The 15305-nt window shown below is 62.3% G+C and carries 15 protein-coding genes; 12 read left to right on the top strand and 3 right to left on the bottom strand.

Translation table 11 applies throughout. The features are described from left to right. The first annotated feature begins 160 nt into the window (after positions 1-160). From QNI87_RS04815 to QNI87_RS04775, 9 genes are all read left to right on the top strand, one after another. The gene (locus QNI87_RS04815) at positions 161-1072 is read left to right on the top strand and encodes an N-acetylmuramoyl-L-alanine amidase (RefSeq protein WP_300594718.1); all 912 of its coding nucleotides are present in this window, start codon (positions 161-163) and stop codon (positions 1070-1072) included. A gap of 68 nt (positions 1073-1140) precedes the next feature. After that, positions 1141-3651, top strand: coding sequence for a transglycosylase domain-containing protein (locus QNI87_RS04810; protein WP_300594716.1), 2511 nt, complete (start codon positions 1141-1143; stop codon positions 3649-3651). A 62-nt stretch (positions 3652-3713) separates the two neighbouring features. Next, positions 3714-4244: a peroxiredoxin gene (locus tag QNI87_RS04805; protein ID WP_300594713.1), complete on the top strand. Its 531-nt coding sequence runs from the start codon at positions 3714-3716 to the stop codon at positions 4242-4244. A 94-nt stretch (positions 4245-4338) separates the two neighbouring features. Next, entirely contained in the window at positions 4339-5466 is a 1128-nt protein-coding gene (gene prfB / locus QNI87_RS04800; protein WP_300594710.1) for a peptide chain release factor 2, read from the top strand. A 135-nt stretch (positions 5467-5601) separates the two neighbouring features. Further along, entirely contained in the window at positions 5602-6267 is a 666-nt protein-coding gene (locus tag QNI87_RS04795) for a class I SAM-dependent methyltransferase (protein WP_300595316.1), read from the top strand. A 117-nt stretch (positions 6268-6384) separates the two neighbouring features. Next, positions 6385-6894, top strand: a complete 510-nt coding sequence (fabA, locus tag QNI87_RS04790; protein WP_300594707.1) for a bifunctional 3-hydroxydecanoyl-ACP dehydratase/trans-2-decenoyl-ACP isomerase — start codon at positions 6385-6387, stop codon at positions 6892-6894. Between the two features lie 43 nt (positions 6895-6937). Continuing rightward, positions 6938-8167 carry a beta-ketoacyl synthase N-terminal-like domain-containing protein gene (locus QNI87_RS04785; protein ID WP_300594704.1) on the top strand — a complete coding sequence of 410 codons (1230 nt, stop codon included), beginning with the start codon at positions 6938-6940 and terminating at the stop codon, positions 8165-8167. A gap of 44 nt (positions 8168-8211) precedes the next feature. Then, positions 8212-9000: an enoyl-ACP reductase gene (locus QNI87_RS04780; protein WP_300594701.1), complete on the top strand. Its 789-nt coding sequence runs from the start codon at positions 8212-8214 to the stop codon at positions 8998-9000. A 73-nt stretch (positions 9001-9073) separates the two neighbouring features. Beyond that, positions 9074-9778, top strand: a complete 705-nt coding sequence (locus QNI87_RS04775; RefSeq protein ID WP_300594698.1) for an alpha/beta hydrolase — start codon at positions 9074-9076, stop codon at positions 9776-9778. A gap of 19 nt (positions 9779-9797) precedes the next feature. Here the strand turns inward: QNI87_RS04775 and QNI87_RS04770 are convergent, their stop codons facing one another. After that, positions 9798-10814 carry a D-glycerate dehydrogenase gene (locus QNI87_RS04770; protein ID WP_300594696.1) on the bottom strand — a complete coding sequence of 339 codons (1017 nt, stop codon included), beginning with the start codon at positions 10812-10814 and terminating at the stop codon, positions 9798-9800. A 94-nt stretch (positions 10815-10908) separates the two neighbouring features. Here QNI87_RS04770 and QNI87_RS04765 point away from each other — a divergent pair, with 94 nt between their 5' ends. Then, entirely contained in the window at positions 10909-11418 is a 510-nt protein-coding gene (locus QNI87_RS04765; protein ID WP_300594694.1) for an SH3 domain-containing protein, read from the top strand. An 8-nt stretch (positions 11419-11426) separates the two neighbouring features. Here the strand turns inward: QNI87_RS04765 and QNI87_RS04760 are convergent, their stop codons facing one another. Both QNI87_RS04760 and QNI87_RS04755 read right to left on the bottom strand, forming a co-directional pair. Then, positions 11427-11858, bottom strand: coding sequence for a hypothetical protein (locus tag QNI87_RS04760; protein ID WP_300594691.1), 432 nt, complete (start codon positions 11856-11858; stop codon positions 11427-11429). A gap of 56 nt (positions 11859-11914) precedes the next feature. Further along, positions 11915-13126, bottom strand: a complete 1212-nt coding sequence (locus tag QNI87_RS04755; protein WP_300594688.1) for an acetyl-CoA C-acyltransferase — start codon at positions 13124-13126, stop codon at positions 11915-11917. Between the two features lie 184 nt (positions 13127-13310). Here QNI87_RS04755 and QNI87_RS04750 point away from each other — a divergent pair, with 184 nt between their 5' ends. Further along, a complete protein-coding gene (locus QNI87_RS04750) occupies positions 13311-14741 on the top strand; it encodes a coniferyl aldehyde dehydrogenase (RefSeq protein WP_300594684.1) in 1431 nt (476 codons plus the stop codon). A gap of 160 nt (positions 14742-14901) precedes the next feature. Further along, entirely contained in the window at positions 14902-15276 is a 375-nt protein-coding gene (locus tag QNI87_RS04745; RefSeq protein WP_300595315.1) for an NADH-quinone oxidoreductase subunit A, read from the top strand. Positions 15277-15305 lie beyond the last annotated feature (29 nt).

Below are 15305 nucleotides of genomic sequence, written 5' to 3'. Positions count from 1 at the left end.
GTGGCGTGCGCCAGAAAGAGCCTGCGAATGAAGGCGGCTGCTGGCCGGACGCTGTATCCGGGGCCCGAAGCTTTCTCCGATTTCAACGACCTAGCACCGTGGGTTTCAACAGGCAACTCTATTGCGCTTTGCCCCGGCAACATTCTAAGCAAACAGCGTCATGAGTGTGCGTGACCTTTTGGTGTTGCTGTTGGCTGTTCCCGCGCTTGTCGTCGGGGGCGCGCTTGCTCTTGGCCTGACGATCCCGGTTCCAATCTGGGGTCGCGATTACGTTCAGACCTATGCTCTTAACGGTGAGCGGCGCGATATCGATCTGCCCGAGATATACGGTCCGGATGATCCCACGCGTCCGCTGGTGGTGATCGACGCAGGCCATGGAGGGCGCGATCCGGGGGCCGTGCGCGACGGGGTTCAGGAAAAGGTTGTCGTGCTGGCCATCGCGCTGCGGCTGCGTGATCTTCTGCTTGAGCAGGGCGGGGTCCGCGTTGCTCTTACGCGCGAGGACGATCGGATCGTCAGGCTTGGGGACCGGTCGGAAATCGCGCGCCAGCTGGACGCTAATCTGTTCCTGTCGATCCACGCCGATTCCGCCGGAAACCGCAGCGATGTGTCTGGCGCGAGCGTCTACACCTTGTCGAACAAGGCCTCCAGCGAAGCCGCCGCGCTTTTCGCGGCGCGAGAGAACAACGCCGATCGGCTCAACGGGGTCGAAATCGAGGATCAGGACGACACCGTCAGCCAGCTGCTCGTTGAGCTGTCGCAGGAGCGCACTCAGGAAGATTCGACCGAGTTTGCGCGATTGATTCGACGCGAAGGGGAGGGCCGGATCGCGTTCCATTCCGCTGCGCTGCGCAAGGCCGCTCTGGTGGTCCTGCGGGCGCCGGACGTGCCTGCGGTGCTGTTCGAAAGCGGCTTTGTGACCAACCGCGAAGACCGCGCGAAGCTGACGACCGAGAAGGGGCGCAACGCCTACGCGGAAGTGCTGGCGCGCTCGATCCTGGTTTACTTCGCCCGCCGCGCTGACTTCGACGATCCCGCCACCGACGCACCCGATGCGCGCGAGACCGCGTAACTCGCCGCATTCACGGGAAAAGCACTGGCACCCTTCTAGACCCTGTTGTACCTCGCCCTGCAAGCGCCATGACCGACACCTCCAACCTGCCGACCCTTGCCTATATGCGGTACCGTGTGACCCGCGATATCAGCGCGGCGGGCACCTGGATCCTCGAGCGCTGGCGCGCAAGCCTGTGGTACAAGCTGCTGGTCGTCATGCTCGTCCTGGGCGTGGCGCTGTGGGTGGCCGTGTTTGTGTGGCTCGCCAGCGACCTGCCGGACGCTGAGAGCCTGCTTGAATACGAAACGCCGCTGCCAACTGTGGTGCGCGGGATCGATGGCGGGATCGTTCACTCCTACGCGCGTGAGCGGCGCGTTCAGCTTCAATACGCCGATTTTCCCGAGCGGCTGAAGCAGGCCTATATCTCGGCCGAAGACAAGACCTTCTATAGCCATGGAGGGGTGGATTTCACTGGAACGGCCAACGCGGTCTTCGATTACGCGACCAAGTATGGCTCGGGAGAGCGGGCTGTGGGGGGATCGACGATCACGCAGCAGCTCGCGAAAATCCTGCTTTTGGGCGATGAGTACTCTGTCACCCGCAAGCTGAAGGAAATGATCCTCGCTAGTCGCATCGAAGGCGTGCTGAGCAAGCAGGAAATCCTTGAGCTTTATCTGAACGAGATTCCGCTGGGACGCCGCTCCTTCGGGGTGCAGGCCGCAGCGCGCGCCTATTTTGACAAGGATGTCGCCGATCTTGACCTGCATGAGATCGCCTTTCTGGCAATCCTGCCCAAGGCCCCGGAGCGGTATGGCCGAAGCGGGCAGGAGCAGGCCGCGCTCGCTCGGCGCGCTTTCGTGCTTCAGCAGATGGAGGAAAACGGCTTTATCAGCGGGTCTGAGCGCCGCGCTGCCACCGCTCGGTCGCTGGGTCTTGTGCGCCAACGCACGCAGCGCAGCGCGGACGCGGGCTATTTTCTCGAAGAGGTGCGCCGCGAACTGATCGACAGGTTCGGGGAAACCGCCGAGGACGGCTCGAACAGCGTGTATGCGGGCGGCCTGTGGGTGCGCACATCGCTTGACATGACGTTACAAGACGCAGCCCGCGACGCGCTGCGCGAGGGGCTTTTGCGCTATCATCAAGGTCGTGGGCGACCTTGGGTCGGTCCGATTGCGACGGTGGACGCGGATGCGGGCAACCTTACCGGCCAGCTCGCAAGCTCCTTCCGCAGCATCCGCTACGAGGACTGGCGCGTTGCCGTCGTCACCCGGCGGTCCGGTTCGAGCGCGCGCATCGGGTTTACCGATGGCGAGGAAGCGACGCTGGCAAACCCACCGCGCAATCTGGATGTGGGCGACATCATCGTGGTAGAGTCGGAGGAAGGCGCCTACAGCATCGCGCCGTTGCCCGATGCGCAAGGCGGAATTGTGGTTCAGAACGCGCAACATGGCCGCGTCCTCGCAATGCAGGGCGGTTTCGACAATCGCCTCAGCGATTTCAACCGCGCGACGCAAGCGCTTCGCCAGCCCGGCTCGACCATCAAGCCCTTCGTTTACGCGACCGGCCTTGATGCGGGCATGACGCCCTCGACGCAGGTCGATAACACCCAGTTCTGCTATTATCAGGGGTCGAACCTCGGCGAGAAGTGCATTCGCGGTGGGCGCGCGGGGCAGTTTCCGATGCGCTATGGCCTAGAGCAATCGCAGAACATCATGACAGTCCAGATCGGTATGCAGGCGGGCATGGACAACGTGGTCGATACGATCGAGACGCTCGAAATCAGCGATGATCCCGATCCTTACGCCGCGACCGCGCTGGGGTCGGAGGAGAGCACGGTCATGAAGATGGTCGCCGCCTACGCCGCGATTGCCAATCATGGACGCTTCAATTCGCCGACGCTGATCGATTACGTCCAGGACCGGCGCGGCAAGGTCATCTGGCGCGCTGACACGCGCAATTGCCGTACCTGCAACATGCCGCAATGGGACGGATCGCCCATGCCGCGGATGGGGTTGAAAGGGCGCCAGGCGATGGACGCGCGCACCGCGTTCCAGACGATGCATATGCTCGAAGGAGTGGTGACGCGGGGGACCGCGACCAATCTGCGCAGTCTCGAACTGCCCTTGTTCGGCAAGACCGGGACGACCACGGGGCCCAAGGATGTCTGGTTTATCGGCGGAACGCAGCGGCTGGTGGCTGGCGCCTATCTTGGCTTTGACAATCCGCGCAATCTGGGCGGCTATGCTTATGGTGGCACGATCGCGGCCCCGATCATCAAAGCCATGATCGAGAAATCGCGCGCGAAATGGTCGGACTTGCCCGCCGTGGCGCCCGAAGGCATCCGCATGGTCCGGATCGATCGCCGCACGGGCAAGCGTGTGTTCGATGGGTGGCCTTCCGATGATCCGCTTTCGGACATCATCTGGGAAGCGTTCAAGCCCGACACCGAGCCTCGGCGCTCGACCCGTCAGGACGAAATCGCCGCCAAACGCGCAGAGATCCTTGCGCTGATCGAAGCGGGCCGCAACGGCAGCGCGGCCACACGCGAAACCGGCATGCCGGAAAACTTTGCCGAGGATCAGGGCGGCATTTATTAGCGTATTGATGTAAAGCGCATTTGCGCAGGGAACTCTCCAGCGCCTGAACAGGTTTGAAACGTATGATCACCCGGACTCGTCTTTTCGCCGCGGCCGCGTTGGCCCTTGCCATCGCCACGCCCGCCCACGCCGATCTTGACGAGGGCACAAAGGCCCCGATCTTCACCACAAAGGCCGCGATGGCGGGCAAGGAGTTCGGCTTTAGCCTTGCGACCGCTCTGAAACAGGGGCCGGTGGTGCTCTATTTCTACCCCAAGGCGTTCACCTCGGGCTGCACGCTGGAGGCGAACGCTTTTGCCGAGGCCATGCCCCAGTTCAAGGCGGCCGGCGCCAGCGTGATCGGCATGTCCTCCGATGATATCGAGACCCTCAAGCGCTTTAGCCGGGAGGAATGCCGCGATGCCTTCCCCGTGGGCGTGGCAAGCCTGGACCTTCTTGAGGATTACGACGTGGGCGGTCCGTCCAGCCCCTATGCAAGCCGGACCTCGTACGTGATCGCCTCGGATGGGCGGATCGCGACGGTCTACACCAACGGCGATTATCGCGAGCACGTCAGTCGCACGCTTGCGGCTGTGAAAAACCTCTCGAAATAGGCGCCGAACCTGCGCCCTGCGCCGCGCGGTGCGCTTTACAATCGGCGTTCCCTCGCTAGGGGAAGCGCTTTGCTGTTTTCGCGAAGGACACGCCATGCGGGCCGAGGCCCAAGCCCATATCGACCGGATTGAAGCCGCACTGGAACTGGTTCGGCAATCGCTTGACTGGGAGCGCGCGCTTCGCCGCCTCGATGAGCTGAACGCGCGCGTGCAGGATCCGAACCTCTGGGACGATCCCAAGGAGGCGCAGAAGATCAGCCGCGAGCAAAAGCAGCTCGAAGACGCGGTCGGCACGGTGAATACGATCTCTTCCGAGATGGCTGACGCCATTGAGTTCATCGAGATGGGCGAGATGGAGGGCGAGGAAAGCGTCGTAAACGATGGCCTGGCGACGCTTGAGCGCCTCGCCAACCGAGCCGATTCGGACAAGGTCGACGCGCTTTTGTCGGGTGAGGCCGACGCCAACGACACCTATCTCGAGATCCACGCGGGCGCAGGCGGAACCGAGAGTCAGGACTGGGCCGAGATGCTCTTTCGCATGTACGCGCGCTGGGCGGAAAAGCGGGGCTTCAAGACCGAGACGGTCGAATATCAGGCGGGTGACCAGGCGGGGATCAAATCGGCAACCCTGCTGATCAAGGGCGAGAACGCCTATGGCTATGGCAAGACCGAAAGCGGTGTACACAGGCTGGTGCGGATTAGCCCCTATGACAGCGCGGCCAAGCGCCACACCAGCTTTTCCTCGGTCTGGGTCTATCCCGTGATAGACGATGACATCGATATCGAGATCAATCCGGCCGACCTCAAGATCGACACCTATCGCGCCAGCGGGGCGGGCGGTCAGCATGTCAACACCACCGATTCCGCGGTGCGCATCACCCACCAGCCCACGGGCATCGTGGTCGCTAGTCAGAACGACCGCTCGCAGCACAAGAACCGCGCAACCGCGATGAATATGCTCAAAGCGCGCCTGTTCGAGCGCGAAATGGCCGAGCGTGAAGCGGCGGCGTCGGGCGAGTATCAGGAGAAAAGCGAGATCGGCTGGGGCCACCAGATCCGGTCTTACGTCCTGCAACCCTATCAGATGGTCAAGGATTTGCGCACGGGCGTCACCTCCAGTTCACCGGACAAGGTGCTGGATGGGGAGATCGACCCGTTCATCTCTGCCGCGCTTGCGCAGCGTGTTACCGGTGAAACGGTCGATGTCGAGGACGTAGAGTGAGGCAATCAGTGTCGCGGCGAGGTATCAGGGCTTAAAGGTTCCACCGCGATTGTTCGGACTTGAGTTAAAGGCATGACCCGTATCCCCACCTTCTTCCTGGTCGCAGCCGCTGCGATAAGCGGTTCGGCGTGCGACATGCTCGAAAACGATGGTGCGCGGCCCGAGACGGCGCTCGACTTTCCCTTGCCCGATCGCCCCTTGAGCAAGGATTCCTTCAGCGAGTTCTCGACCGAGGACTTGCGCGATGAGCGCGGCGAAGCCGTCAAGGTGATGGATCGCGCCGGCATTACGCCAGGCATGACGGTTGCCGATATCGGCGCGGGCGAGGGCTATTACACCGTGCGCCTGGCCGAACGTGTGGGCGAGGCGGGCCGTGTTCTGGCTCAGGACATCGATCCTGAGGCGCTGGACCGGCTAGGCACGCGGATCGAGCGCGAGCGGCTTGAAAACATATCGATCAAGTTGGGCAAGGCGGACGATCCGCAACTGCCGATCGACAGCTTCGATCGCATTTTCCTTGTTCACATGTACCACGAGGTGAGCGAGCCCTACGCGTTCCTGTGGCGCATGTGGCCCGCGCTCGCGCAGGGCGGTGAGATTATCGTTGTCGAGGCCGAGCGCCCCATTGGGCAACGGGGCATTCCGCACGCTCTGCTGTTCTGCGAATTCGAAGCAGTCGGCTACCACTTGCTGGAATTCACGGAGAAGCCGGATATCGAGGCCTATTTTGCTCGTTTCGAGCGCGGCCCCAAACGTTCGAAGCCCGGTGACATCGAAGTCTGCGCCAGCAGCGGCGAATGAGGCTTTCGCAACCTGTCTTCGGCGGCGCATCGGGCGGCCATGCGCTCTTTTCCTCGTCCATGCGGGGTGCTAGGCGCTGCCGCGACCAAGACAACAGGGTGGGGAGTAGAGACGGGGATGACTGATTTCCCAACCAGCTTCGATCGTGACGATCTTCTGAAATGCGCGCGCGGGGAGCTGTTCGGCCCCGGCAACGCGCAACTTCCCGAACCGCCCATGCTGATGATGGATCGGATCACCGATATCTCCAGCGACGCAGGCGCGCACGGCAAAGGCCATGTCGTGGCCGAATTCGACATCACGCCCGACCTCTGGTTCTTCGAGTGCCATTTTCCAGGCAATCCGATCATGCCCGGCTGCCTTGGTCTTGACGGCCTGTGGCAATTGACCGGTTTCAATCTGGGATGGCGTGGCTGGAAAGGCCGCGGTTACGCTCTGGGCGTTGGAGAGGTCAAGCTGACCGGAATGGTTCGGCCCGACCGTAGGCGGCTGACCTACTTCGTAGACTTTACCAAGGCTGTCCAGACCCGGCGCCTGACGATGGGCGTGGCCAATGGCCGTGTCGAAGCTGACGGCGAAGTCATCTATCAAGTCAAAGACATGAAAGTCGCTCTGTCCGAGGCCTGATCGGGTCAGGACGTCATTTGGGCCGGGGACGGAAAAGGGGATTATGCGCCGCGTCGTTATAACAGGGCTGGGGATTGTATCCTCGATTGGCACCAATGCGGATGAGGTCCTGGCCTCGCTGCGGGCTGGCAAATCCGGCATCACCTTCAACGAGGACATGGCCGAACACGGATTTCGCTCGCAGATTGCGGGCGCTGTGGATCTCGATGTGTCCGAGCATGTGGACAAGCGGACCTTGCGCTTTATGGGGCCGGGCGCTGCCTACGCCCATATCGCCATGGGGCAGGCGATCGCCGATGCAGGGCTGGAGGAAAAGGACGTCGTCAATCCAATGACCGGCGTGATCGCGGGCTCTGGCGGACCCTCGACCTCGGCCATGCTTGCGGCCCACCAGACCGTGCTCAAGACCGGAGCGACCAAGCGCATCGGACCCTTTGCCGTACCCAAGACCATGTCCTCCACCGTCAGCGCGAACCTTGCAACGGCGTATCAGATCAAGGGGATGAATTTCTCGATCACCTCGGCCTGTTCAACCTCGCTCCATTGCATCGGCATGGCCGTGCAGCAGATAGCGCTGGGCCAGCAGGACGTGATGTTCGGCGGCGGCGGTGAAGAGCTGGACTGGACGCTTTCGTGCCTGTTTGACGCGATGGGCGCGATGTCGAGCAAGTATAACGACACGCCCGAGCGCGCTTCGCGGGCCTTCGACGCGGACCGCGATGGGTTCGTCATCGGTGGCGGCGGCGCGATCGTGGTGCTGGAAAGCCTCGAACACGCTCAGGCGCGCGGCGCGAAGATCTATGCCGAAGTCACGGGCTTTGCCGCAACGTCCGACGGCGCAGACATGGTCGCGCCATCGGGCGAGGGCGGTGAACGCGCGATGCGCGGCGCTCTCAGAACGCTCAGCGAGGACCGCACAGTCAGCTACATCAACGCGCATGGCACATCGACCCCGGTCGGCGATGTCGGCGAGATCGAAGCCGTGCGCCGCGTCTTCGGTGAGGGGAGCACCCCGCCGGTGAGTTCGACCAAATCCATGACCGGCCACAGCCAGGGCGCCACCGGCTCGCAGGAGGCGATCTACTGCCTGCTTGCGCTGGAGCATGACTTCATCATCCCGTCGATTAATGTCGAAACCCTCGATCCGGCGCTGAAGCCCGAAGAGATCGCCACCAAACTCGTGGAGAATGCGGGTCTCGATACGGTGATGACCAACAGCTTTGGCTTTGGCGGCACCAACGGTTCTATGCTGCTGTCGAAATTTCGCGGATAGGTCTGATCGCAGGGTTGAAGATAGCCAGATGAGGTGAATTGAACATGGGCGTGCTTGCTGGAAAACGCGGTCTTGTCATGGGCGTGGCCAACGAACGCTCGATCGCCTGGGGCATCGCCAAGGCGTGCGCCGAGGCCGGGGCCGAGCTTGCCTTCACCTATCAGGGAGAGGCGTTCGGGAAGCGGTTGGAACCGCTGGCCAAAAGCGTGGGCTCGAACTTCATGGTCGATGTCGATGTAACCGACGATGCCTCGCTCGATGCCGCCTTCGACGCGCTTCACAAGCGGTGGGGTCGGCTCGATTTCGTGATCCACGCCATTGCCTATTCCGACAAGTCGGAGTTGACCGGGCGGATCCTTGATACCTCGCGCGCGAACTTCAAGAACTCGATGGATATATCCGCCTACAGCTTTATCGAAGTCGCGCGCCGCGCGCATCCGATGATGGTCGAGCACGGCGGCACGCTTCTGACGCTCAGCTATATGGGCTCCAATCGCGTGACCCCCAATTACAACGTGATGGGCGTTGCCAAGGCGGCGCTTGAGGCGGCGGTGCGGTATCTGGCCAACGATCTTGGTCCGGACGGCATTCGCGTGAACGCCATCAGTCCGGGACCGATGAAAACGCTGGCGGGCAGCGCCATTGGCGGGGCGCGCAAGGTCTTCAAGCACACCGAGGCCAACACGCCGCTGCGCAGCAACGCGACGCTTGAGGCGGTGGGCGGCACAGCCGTTTATCTGTGTTCCGAAGCCGGGGCCTGCACCACAGGCGAGATCATCCGCGTGGACGGCGGCTTCCACGTTCTGGGCATGCCGCAGCATGAGAACCTCTAGGGTTGCGCTTTGTTCATGTCGCGCTGACTGGGCTTTGAGGCTATTTGTGCCCCAGCCGTAGAGGATTTGCGGATTGACCGACACCAAGCCACCGCCGATTTCCAACCTGCTGCGCGAGCTGCCCAATCTGACGCTCATCTGGTCCAGCCCGGTGCGCCCGGTCCTTGTCACGGAGCCGGCGAGCAAAGCGGCGCAGGACGCAGCGCCCATTCTGGTTTTTCCGGGGATCCTCTCGTCGGATCCCGCAACGTCCCTGATGCGGCGCACTTTGCGAAGGAAAGGGTATTACGCCTACGCCTCTAAGCTTGGGGTCGTGACCGGCGTGACCCCGCGCCTGTTCGCCAGGGCGCAGGCGCGGCTCGATCACGTCTTTGACAAGCACCAGCGGCCCATGACGCTTGTCGGGATCAGTCTGGGCGGGCTCTACGCGCGCGTTCTGGCGCAGCGCAATCCGGAGAAAGTCGGTCTGGTGATAACGCTTGGCACGCCGTTCTCGGGCGACCGCCGCGCGAATAACGCCTGGCGTGTGTACGAGGCGATCAACGATCACGGCGTCGACGACCCGCCATTCCCCGATGATCCGAGCCAGAAACCGCCCGCGCACACCATCGCAATCTGGTCTCCCAACGATGGCATCATTGCGCCGGAATGCTCGCGCGGGCTCGAACACGAGCGCGACCTCGCCATCGAGGTGCCCGAGCGCCATTTCGAGCTCTCCGCGAGCCGTCGCTCGATTAACCGCATTCTTGCATTGCTCGAAGAGCACGGCTGCGTCTGACAACGCGGATCGAAACCGATCAATGTATCAGGGCGGTCAGCACTTGGTCGGGCGGGCGGTGCCCATCGGTCCAGAAGCGAATGTTGGCGATCACCTTCTCGCCTGAGGCCTCACGCCCTTCGGCGGTCGCGCTGCCGATATGGGGCAGGGTCATGACGTTGGGGTGATCGAGCAAGCCTTGCGCAACCTCGGGTTCATTCGGGTAGACGTCGAGCCCAGCGCCCGCGAGCGCGCCGCGATGAAGCGCATCGATCAGCGCATCCTGGTCGATCAGTTCGCCGCGCGCTGTGTTGATGATGCTGGCGCCCTCTTTCATCATCCCGATCCGGCGCGCGTCCATCAGGCCGCGTGTTTCGGGGGTAAGAGGGCAGTGAAGCGTGAGGATATCGGCTTCGGCCACCAGATCGTTGATCTCCGGGACAAAGCGCGCGCCGAGCATGCTCTCCACCGCTTCGGGCAATTGTTTGCGATTGGTGTAGGCCACGTTGAGACCGAAGGCGCGGGCGCGGTGCGCGACCGCTTGCCCGATCCGGCCCATTCCGACGATACCCAGCACCTTTCCGCCCAGCTTGCGTCCAAGAAGCCCGGATGGCGCCCAGCCGGTCCATTCCCCGCGACGCACAAGCTGCGTGCCTTCGCGGATGCGGCGCGGGACGCCGATGATCGCCGCCATGGCGATATCGGCGGTGTCGTCGGTGAAGACGCCGGGCGTGTTGGTGACTAGAATCTTGCGCGCGGCAGCGGCGGCAAGGTCGATGTGCTCGGTGCCCGCGCCAAAGCTTGCAATCAGACCCAACCTATCGCCCGCCTGCTCGATCATCGCGCCGGTAATCTGATCGGTCACGGTCGGAACCAGCACGTCGCAGTCCTGCATGGCGGCGACGAGCGCGTCTTCGCTCATTGGCGCGTCGGTGGGGTTGAGGACAGTGTCATACAGTTCGCTCATCCTCGCTTCGACTGAAGGCATGAGATGGCGGGTCACCACCACCTTGGGCTTGCCGGAGGGAAAGTGCGGGGCGTTGTGCGACATGGCCATGGCTAACGCGCTAAAGGCTTGATGCCTGCGCGGTCAAGCGGCCAGACCATGCGCGCCCTTGATGGCTCGGCCTGTGGCTCGTTAAGATCGGGTCATGGGACGAAAGACACACGCAATTCTCGCGATTCTCGGCGCATTCTGGCTGACCTCCTGCGGCGTGGAGACCGCAAGCGCGCAGGGGCGCGAGCCGCCTTACTGGGCCTCGCTTCGGTACGATGAAACGAATATGCGGGTGGGCCCAAGCCGGGAATACCATATTGAATGGGTCTATCGTCGCAAGGGTCTGCCCGTGAGGGTGCTCCGTTCGCGCGACGAGTGGGATCTGGTGCAGGATCCCGAAGGCACCCAAGGCTGGATTTCCGGCAGTCAGCTTTCGCGCACCCGCACCGTCTTGATCACGGGTAACGCGATTGTCGCCTTGCGCGAGGAGCCGCAGGCCGCCTCCAGGCTCCTTTGGCGCGCCGAGCCGGGCGTGGTCGCGCAATTGCTCCGTTGCCAGAAGGACTGGTGCGAAATAGACGCCTCGGGGCGCACAGGATGGGTCAAAGCCAGCCAGTTGTGGGGGGATGAAAATGTCGTGGCGGAGGAACGAGAGGCAGGGTAACCCAGCCGCTATTCCTCAGTCACTTCTTCATCGATCCGCGTGATCGTGTAGCTTGTCTGGCCATCCACGCTCGTGCTTACGATCTTGCCATCCGCATCGGGTTCGCTGTTCGTCCAGCACTTTTCTTGCTGGTTTTCCTCTTCGCCCTCAGGGTCAAAACACATCAGCCCGTCGCGCTCTTCCCACGTACCACTGCCGACCGGCTCCATCGCATCGTTGAGGTCGTTGTAGGTGCCGTCCGCGTTCAAGCGCGTGCGCGAATAGATCTGTGTGCCGTCTCCAGTCGCGTAGAGACCCGGCTGCATTCCCTCGGCGCGCGGCTCAGTCGCCTCTTCCTGCTCGGCCGCAAGGCTTTCCGCTTCGGTCGGCGCCGGTTCGCCCGAACACGCCGCCAAGCCCGCGCTCGCTCCGACCAAGGCTATAGCGTTGAACACCCGCATGCGAAATTCTCCCCCTGACGAATTCTTACGGGGGATACCTAACGCAAAGAGGCGCCTCAGACCACTTCGATCGCCACCGCCGTTGCTTCGCCGCCACCGATGCACAGGCTCGCAACGCCCCTGGTCTTGCCCTGCTGCTTGAGCGCGTTGATCAGAGTGACCAGAATGCGCGTGCCCGAGGCCCCGATCGGGTGTCCGAGCGCGGTCGCGCCGCCGTTGATGTTGATCTTGTCGTGCGCGATCCCGATGTCGCGCATCGCGAACATGGCAACGCACGCGAAAGCCTCATTCACTTCCCAGAGATCCACGTCCTCAACGCTCCAGCCCGCCTTATCGAGGACCTTCTGGATCGCGCCGACCGGAGCGATCGTGAAGTCCTTGGGCTCGCGGGCATGGGCGGCCAATCCGACGACCCTGGCGACCGGCGACTGGCCGTTTTCCTTGGCGACGCTTTCGCGGGTCAGAACGACAGCAGCGGCGCCATCGGAAATGGAGCTTGAGGTCGCCGCGGTGATGGTGCCGTCCTTCGCAAAGGCCGCGCGCAGCTGCGGGATCTTGTCGGGGCGCCCTTTGCCAGGCTGTTCATCAGTGTCGACCGTGACTTCGCCCTTGCGCGTGGCGAACGTGACCGGAACGACTTCGTCCGCAAAGGCCCCGCTTTCGATTGCGGCGTTGGCGCGGTTCAGGCTTTCGATCGCGTAGCCATCCATGTCCTCGCGCGTCAGCTGGTATTCGTCCGCGGTTTGCTGGGCGAAAGAGCCCATGGCGCGGCCTTCCTCGTAAGCGTCTTCCAGCCCGTCGAGGAACATGTGATCATAGGTTGTGTCGTGGCCGATGCGCGCGCCCGAGCGGTGCTTCTTGAGCAAGTAAGGCGCGTTGGTCATGCTCTCCATGCCGCCGCTGATCACATAGTCAATCGTTCCGCTGGCGAGCGCTTCGGCGCCCATGATCACGGTTTGCATGCCGCTGCCGCAGACCTTGTTCACGGTCGTCGCCTGAACTGACATGGGCAGGCCGGCCTTCACGACGGCCTGGCGCGCGGGCGCCTGGCCAAGGCCAGCTGGAAGCACGCATCCCATATAGGCGCGGTCAAACTTCTCCCCTTCAACGCCTGAGCGCTCCACGGCGGCCTTGACAGCGGTCGCGCCAAGATCGGTCGCGGAGACATCCGCCAGGGCGCCCTGCATCCCGCCCATGGGCGTGCGCGCGTAGGAAAGGATGACAATCGGGTCGTCTTTTGAGAATCCGGCGACGGATGGCTGTGTCATGGTTTCGATCCCTTGGAACGGAGAGTGGAGTGTCCGTGTGCGGATTTAGGAAGGCCGGGCGAACTTGGCAATCGGGCAGACCTCGACAATTCGTCTTAGCTTCAAAGGCCAGGGCGCTTGCAACCCGCCACGGATTGCGCGACACAAGTGGCAAATTGAAACCAAGCCTTTCGGGAGAGAGACGATGGCCGACGATCGGCGCGAGGAACAAGAACAGCTGCTCAAATTGCAACGCGACGCGTTCACCGCTTCGCGTCCCGAGCCGATGGCGATGCGCAAGGACCGCATCAAGCGCGCGATGGCGCTGCTCAAGGATCACGCCGAGGACTTCGGCAAGACGATGAGCGCCGACTTCGGCAGCCGGTCGATGGAGCAGTCGATGATCACCGATATCGGCAGCACGATAGGTGCGGGCAAACACGCGCTCAAGCACATGGACAAATGGTCCAAGACCGAAAAGCGCCCCGTTCAGTTTCCGCTTGGGCTGTTGGGAGCGAAGGCCGAGGTGCGTTATGAGCCCAAGGGTGTGATTGGCATCCTTTCGCCGTGGAACTTCCCGGTGAACCTTGCTTTCTCACCGCTTATGCAGGTGCTGGCCGCGGGAAACCGGGCGATGATCAAGCCCAGCGAGTTTACCGAGCGCACCAGTCTTCTCATGGCCGAATTGGTCGAGAAGTATTTTACCCGCGATGAAGTGGCGGTTGTGACGGGCGGCCCGGATGTTGCGGCCGCGTTTTCCGAACTCCCCTTCGATCATCTGGTTTTCACCGGCTCTACGCCGACGGGCCGTCTCGTCATGCAGTCGGCGGCGAAGAACCTTGTCCCGGTGACGCTGGAGCTGGGCGGGAAGTCGCCTGTCATTATGGGCCGCAGCGCCGACTTCGAGAAGGCGGGTGAGCGTATTGCCCTGGGCAAGATGATGAATGCAGGGCAAATCTGCCTTGCGCCCGATTACATGTACGTGCCCGAAGACAAGCAGGACGAAGCGGTGGCCGGCGTTTCGAACGGCGTTGCCAACATGTATCCGACATTGCTGGAGAATGACGACTACGCGTCAATCGTCTCCGACCGCCACTTCGAACGCCTGCAAGGTCTTGTCGAAGACGCTCGCGGCAAGGGCGCCGAGGTTATCGAGGTCAATCCGGGGCATGAGGATTTCTCGAACGCCAACCAGCGCAAGATGCCGCTCAACATTCTGAAGAACGTCACCGATGAGATGCAGGTGATGCAGGAGGAGATCTTTGGCCCGGTCCTGCCGGTGAAGACGTACAAGGCGGTGGATCAGGCGGTCGATTACGTGAACGAGCACGATCGCCCGCTGGGCCTCTATTACTTCGGTGAAGACAAGAGCGAGCAAGAGCGTGTGCTGACCCGCACGATCAGCGGCGGTGTGACGACGAACGATGTGATCTTCCACGTTTCGATGGAAGACCTGCCGTTTGGCGGCGTTGGTCCCTCGGGTATCGGAAGTTATCACGCGATCGAGGGCTTCCGCGAGTTCAGCCACGCGCGCGCCGTCTATCATCAGCCCAGGATCGACATTGCAAAGCTCGGCGGATTCAAGCCGCCCTATGGCAAAGCGACCCAGAAAGCGGTTGCCAATATGATGAAATAGCGGGCTCTTTCAGCGCCGCTTCGACAGAGCTGCAAGGCGGCGCAGGAAGTGTTCGATTTCCTGCAACAAACATACGCGCATTTGCCCGAGTCTCGCCCTTGCTTCGGTAAGGCGACAAGCCTAGGTGACACTTGGGATAAATCAACTTGGACACGCCGCTGTGATCGACCTCAGCCAGTATTTGCCGATACTGATCTTCATCTTTATCGCGCTGGGCCTTTCTGTGCTCTTCGTGTTTCTTCCGATGGGCGTCTCGCGCCTCACAGGCGCACACAACCCCGACGCGGAAAAGCTGTCGGAGTATGAATGCGGCTTTCCTGCTTTCGAAGACGCGCGCAGCCAGTTTGATGTGCGTTTCTACCTCGTCGCGATCAGCTTCATCATCTTCGATCTTGAAGCCGCGTTCCTGTTTCCCTGGGCGGTCAGCCTTGGAGAGACGGGTTGGGTCGGCTGGCTCGGGATGATGACGTTCCTGGGCATTCTTGCCATTGGCCTGACCTATGAGTGGAAGAAAGGAGCTCTGGACTGGGAATGAGCAATTCTTCGACGACCATCACCCCGCCG

Source organism: Erythrobacter sp. (assembly GCF_030066995.1).
Lineage (GTDB): Bacteria > Pseudomonadota > Alphaproteobacteria > Sphingomonadales > Sphingomonadaceae > Erythrobacter.
This window is presented reverse-complemented; position numbering and strand designations above follow the sequence as displayed.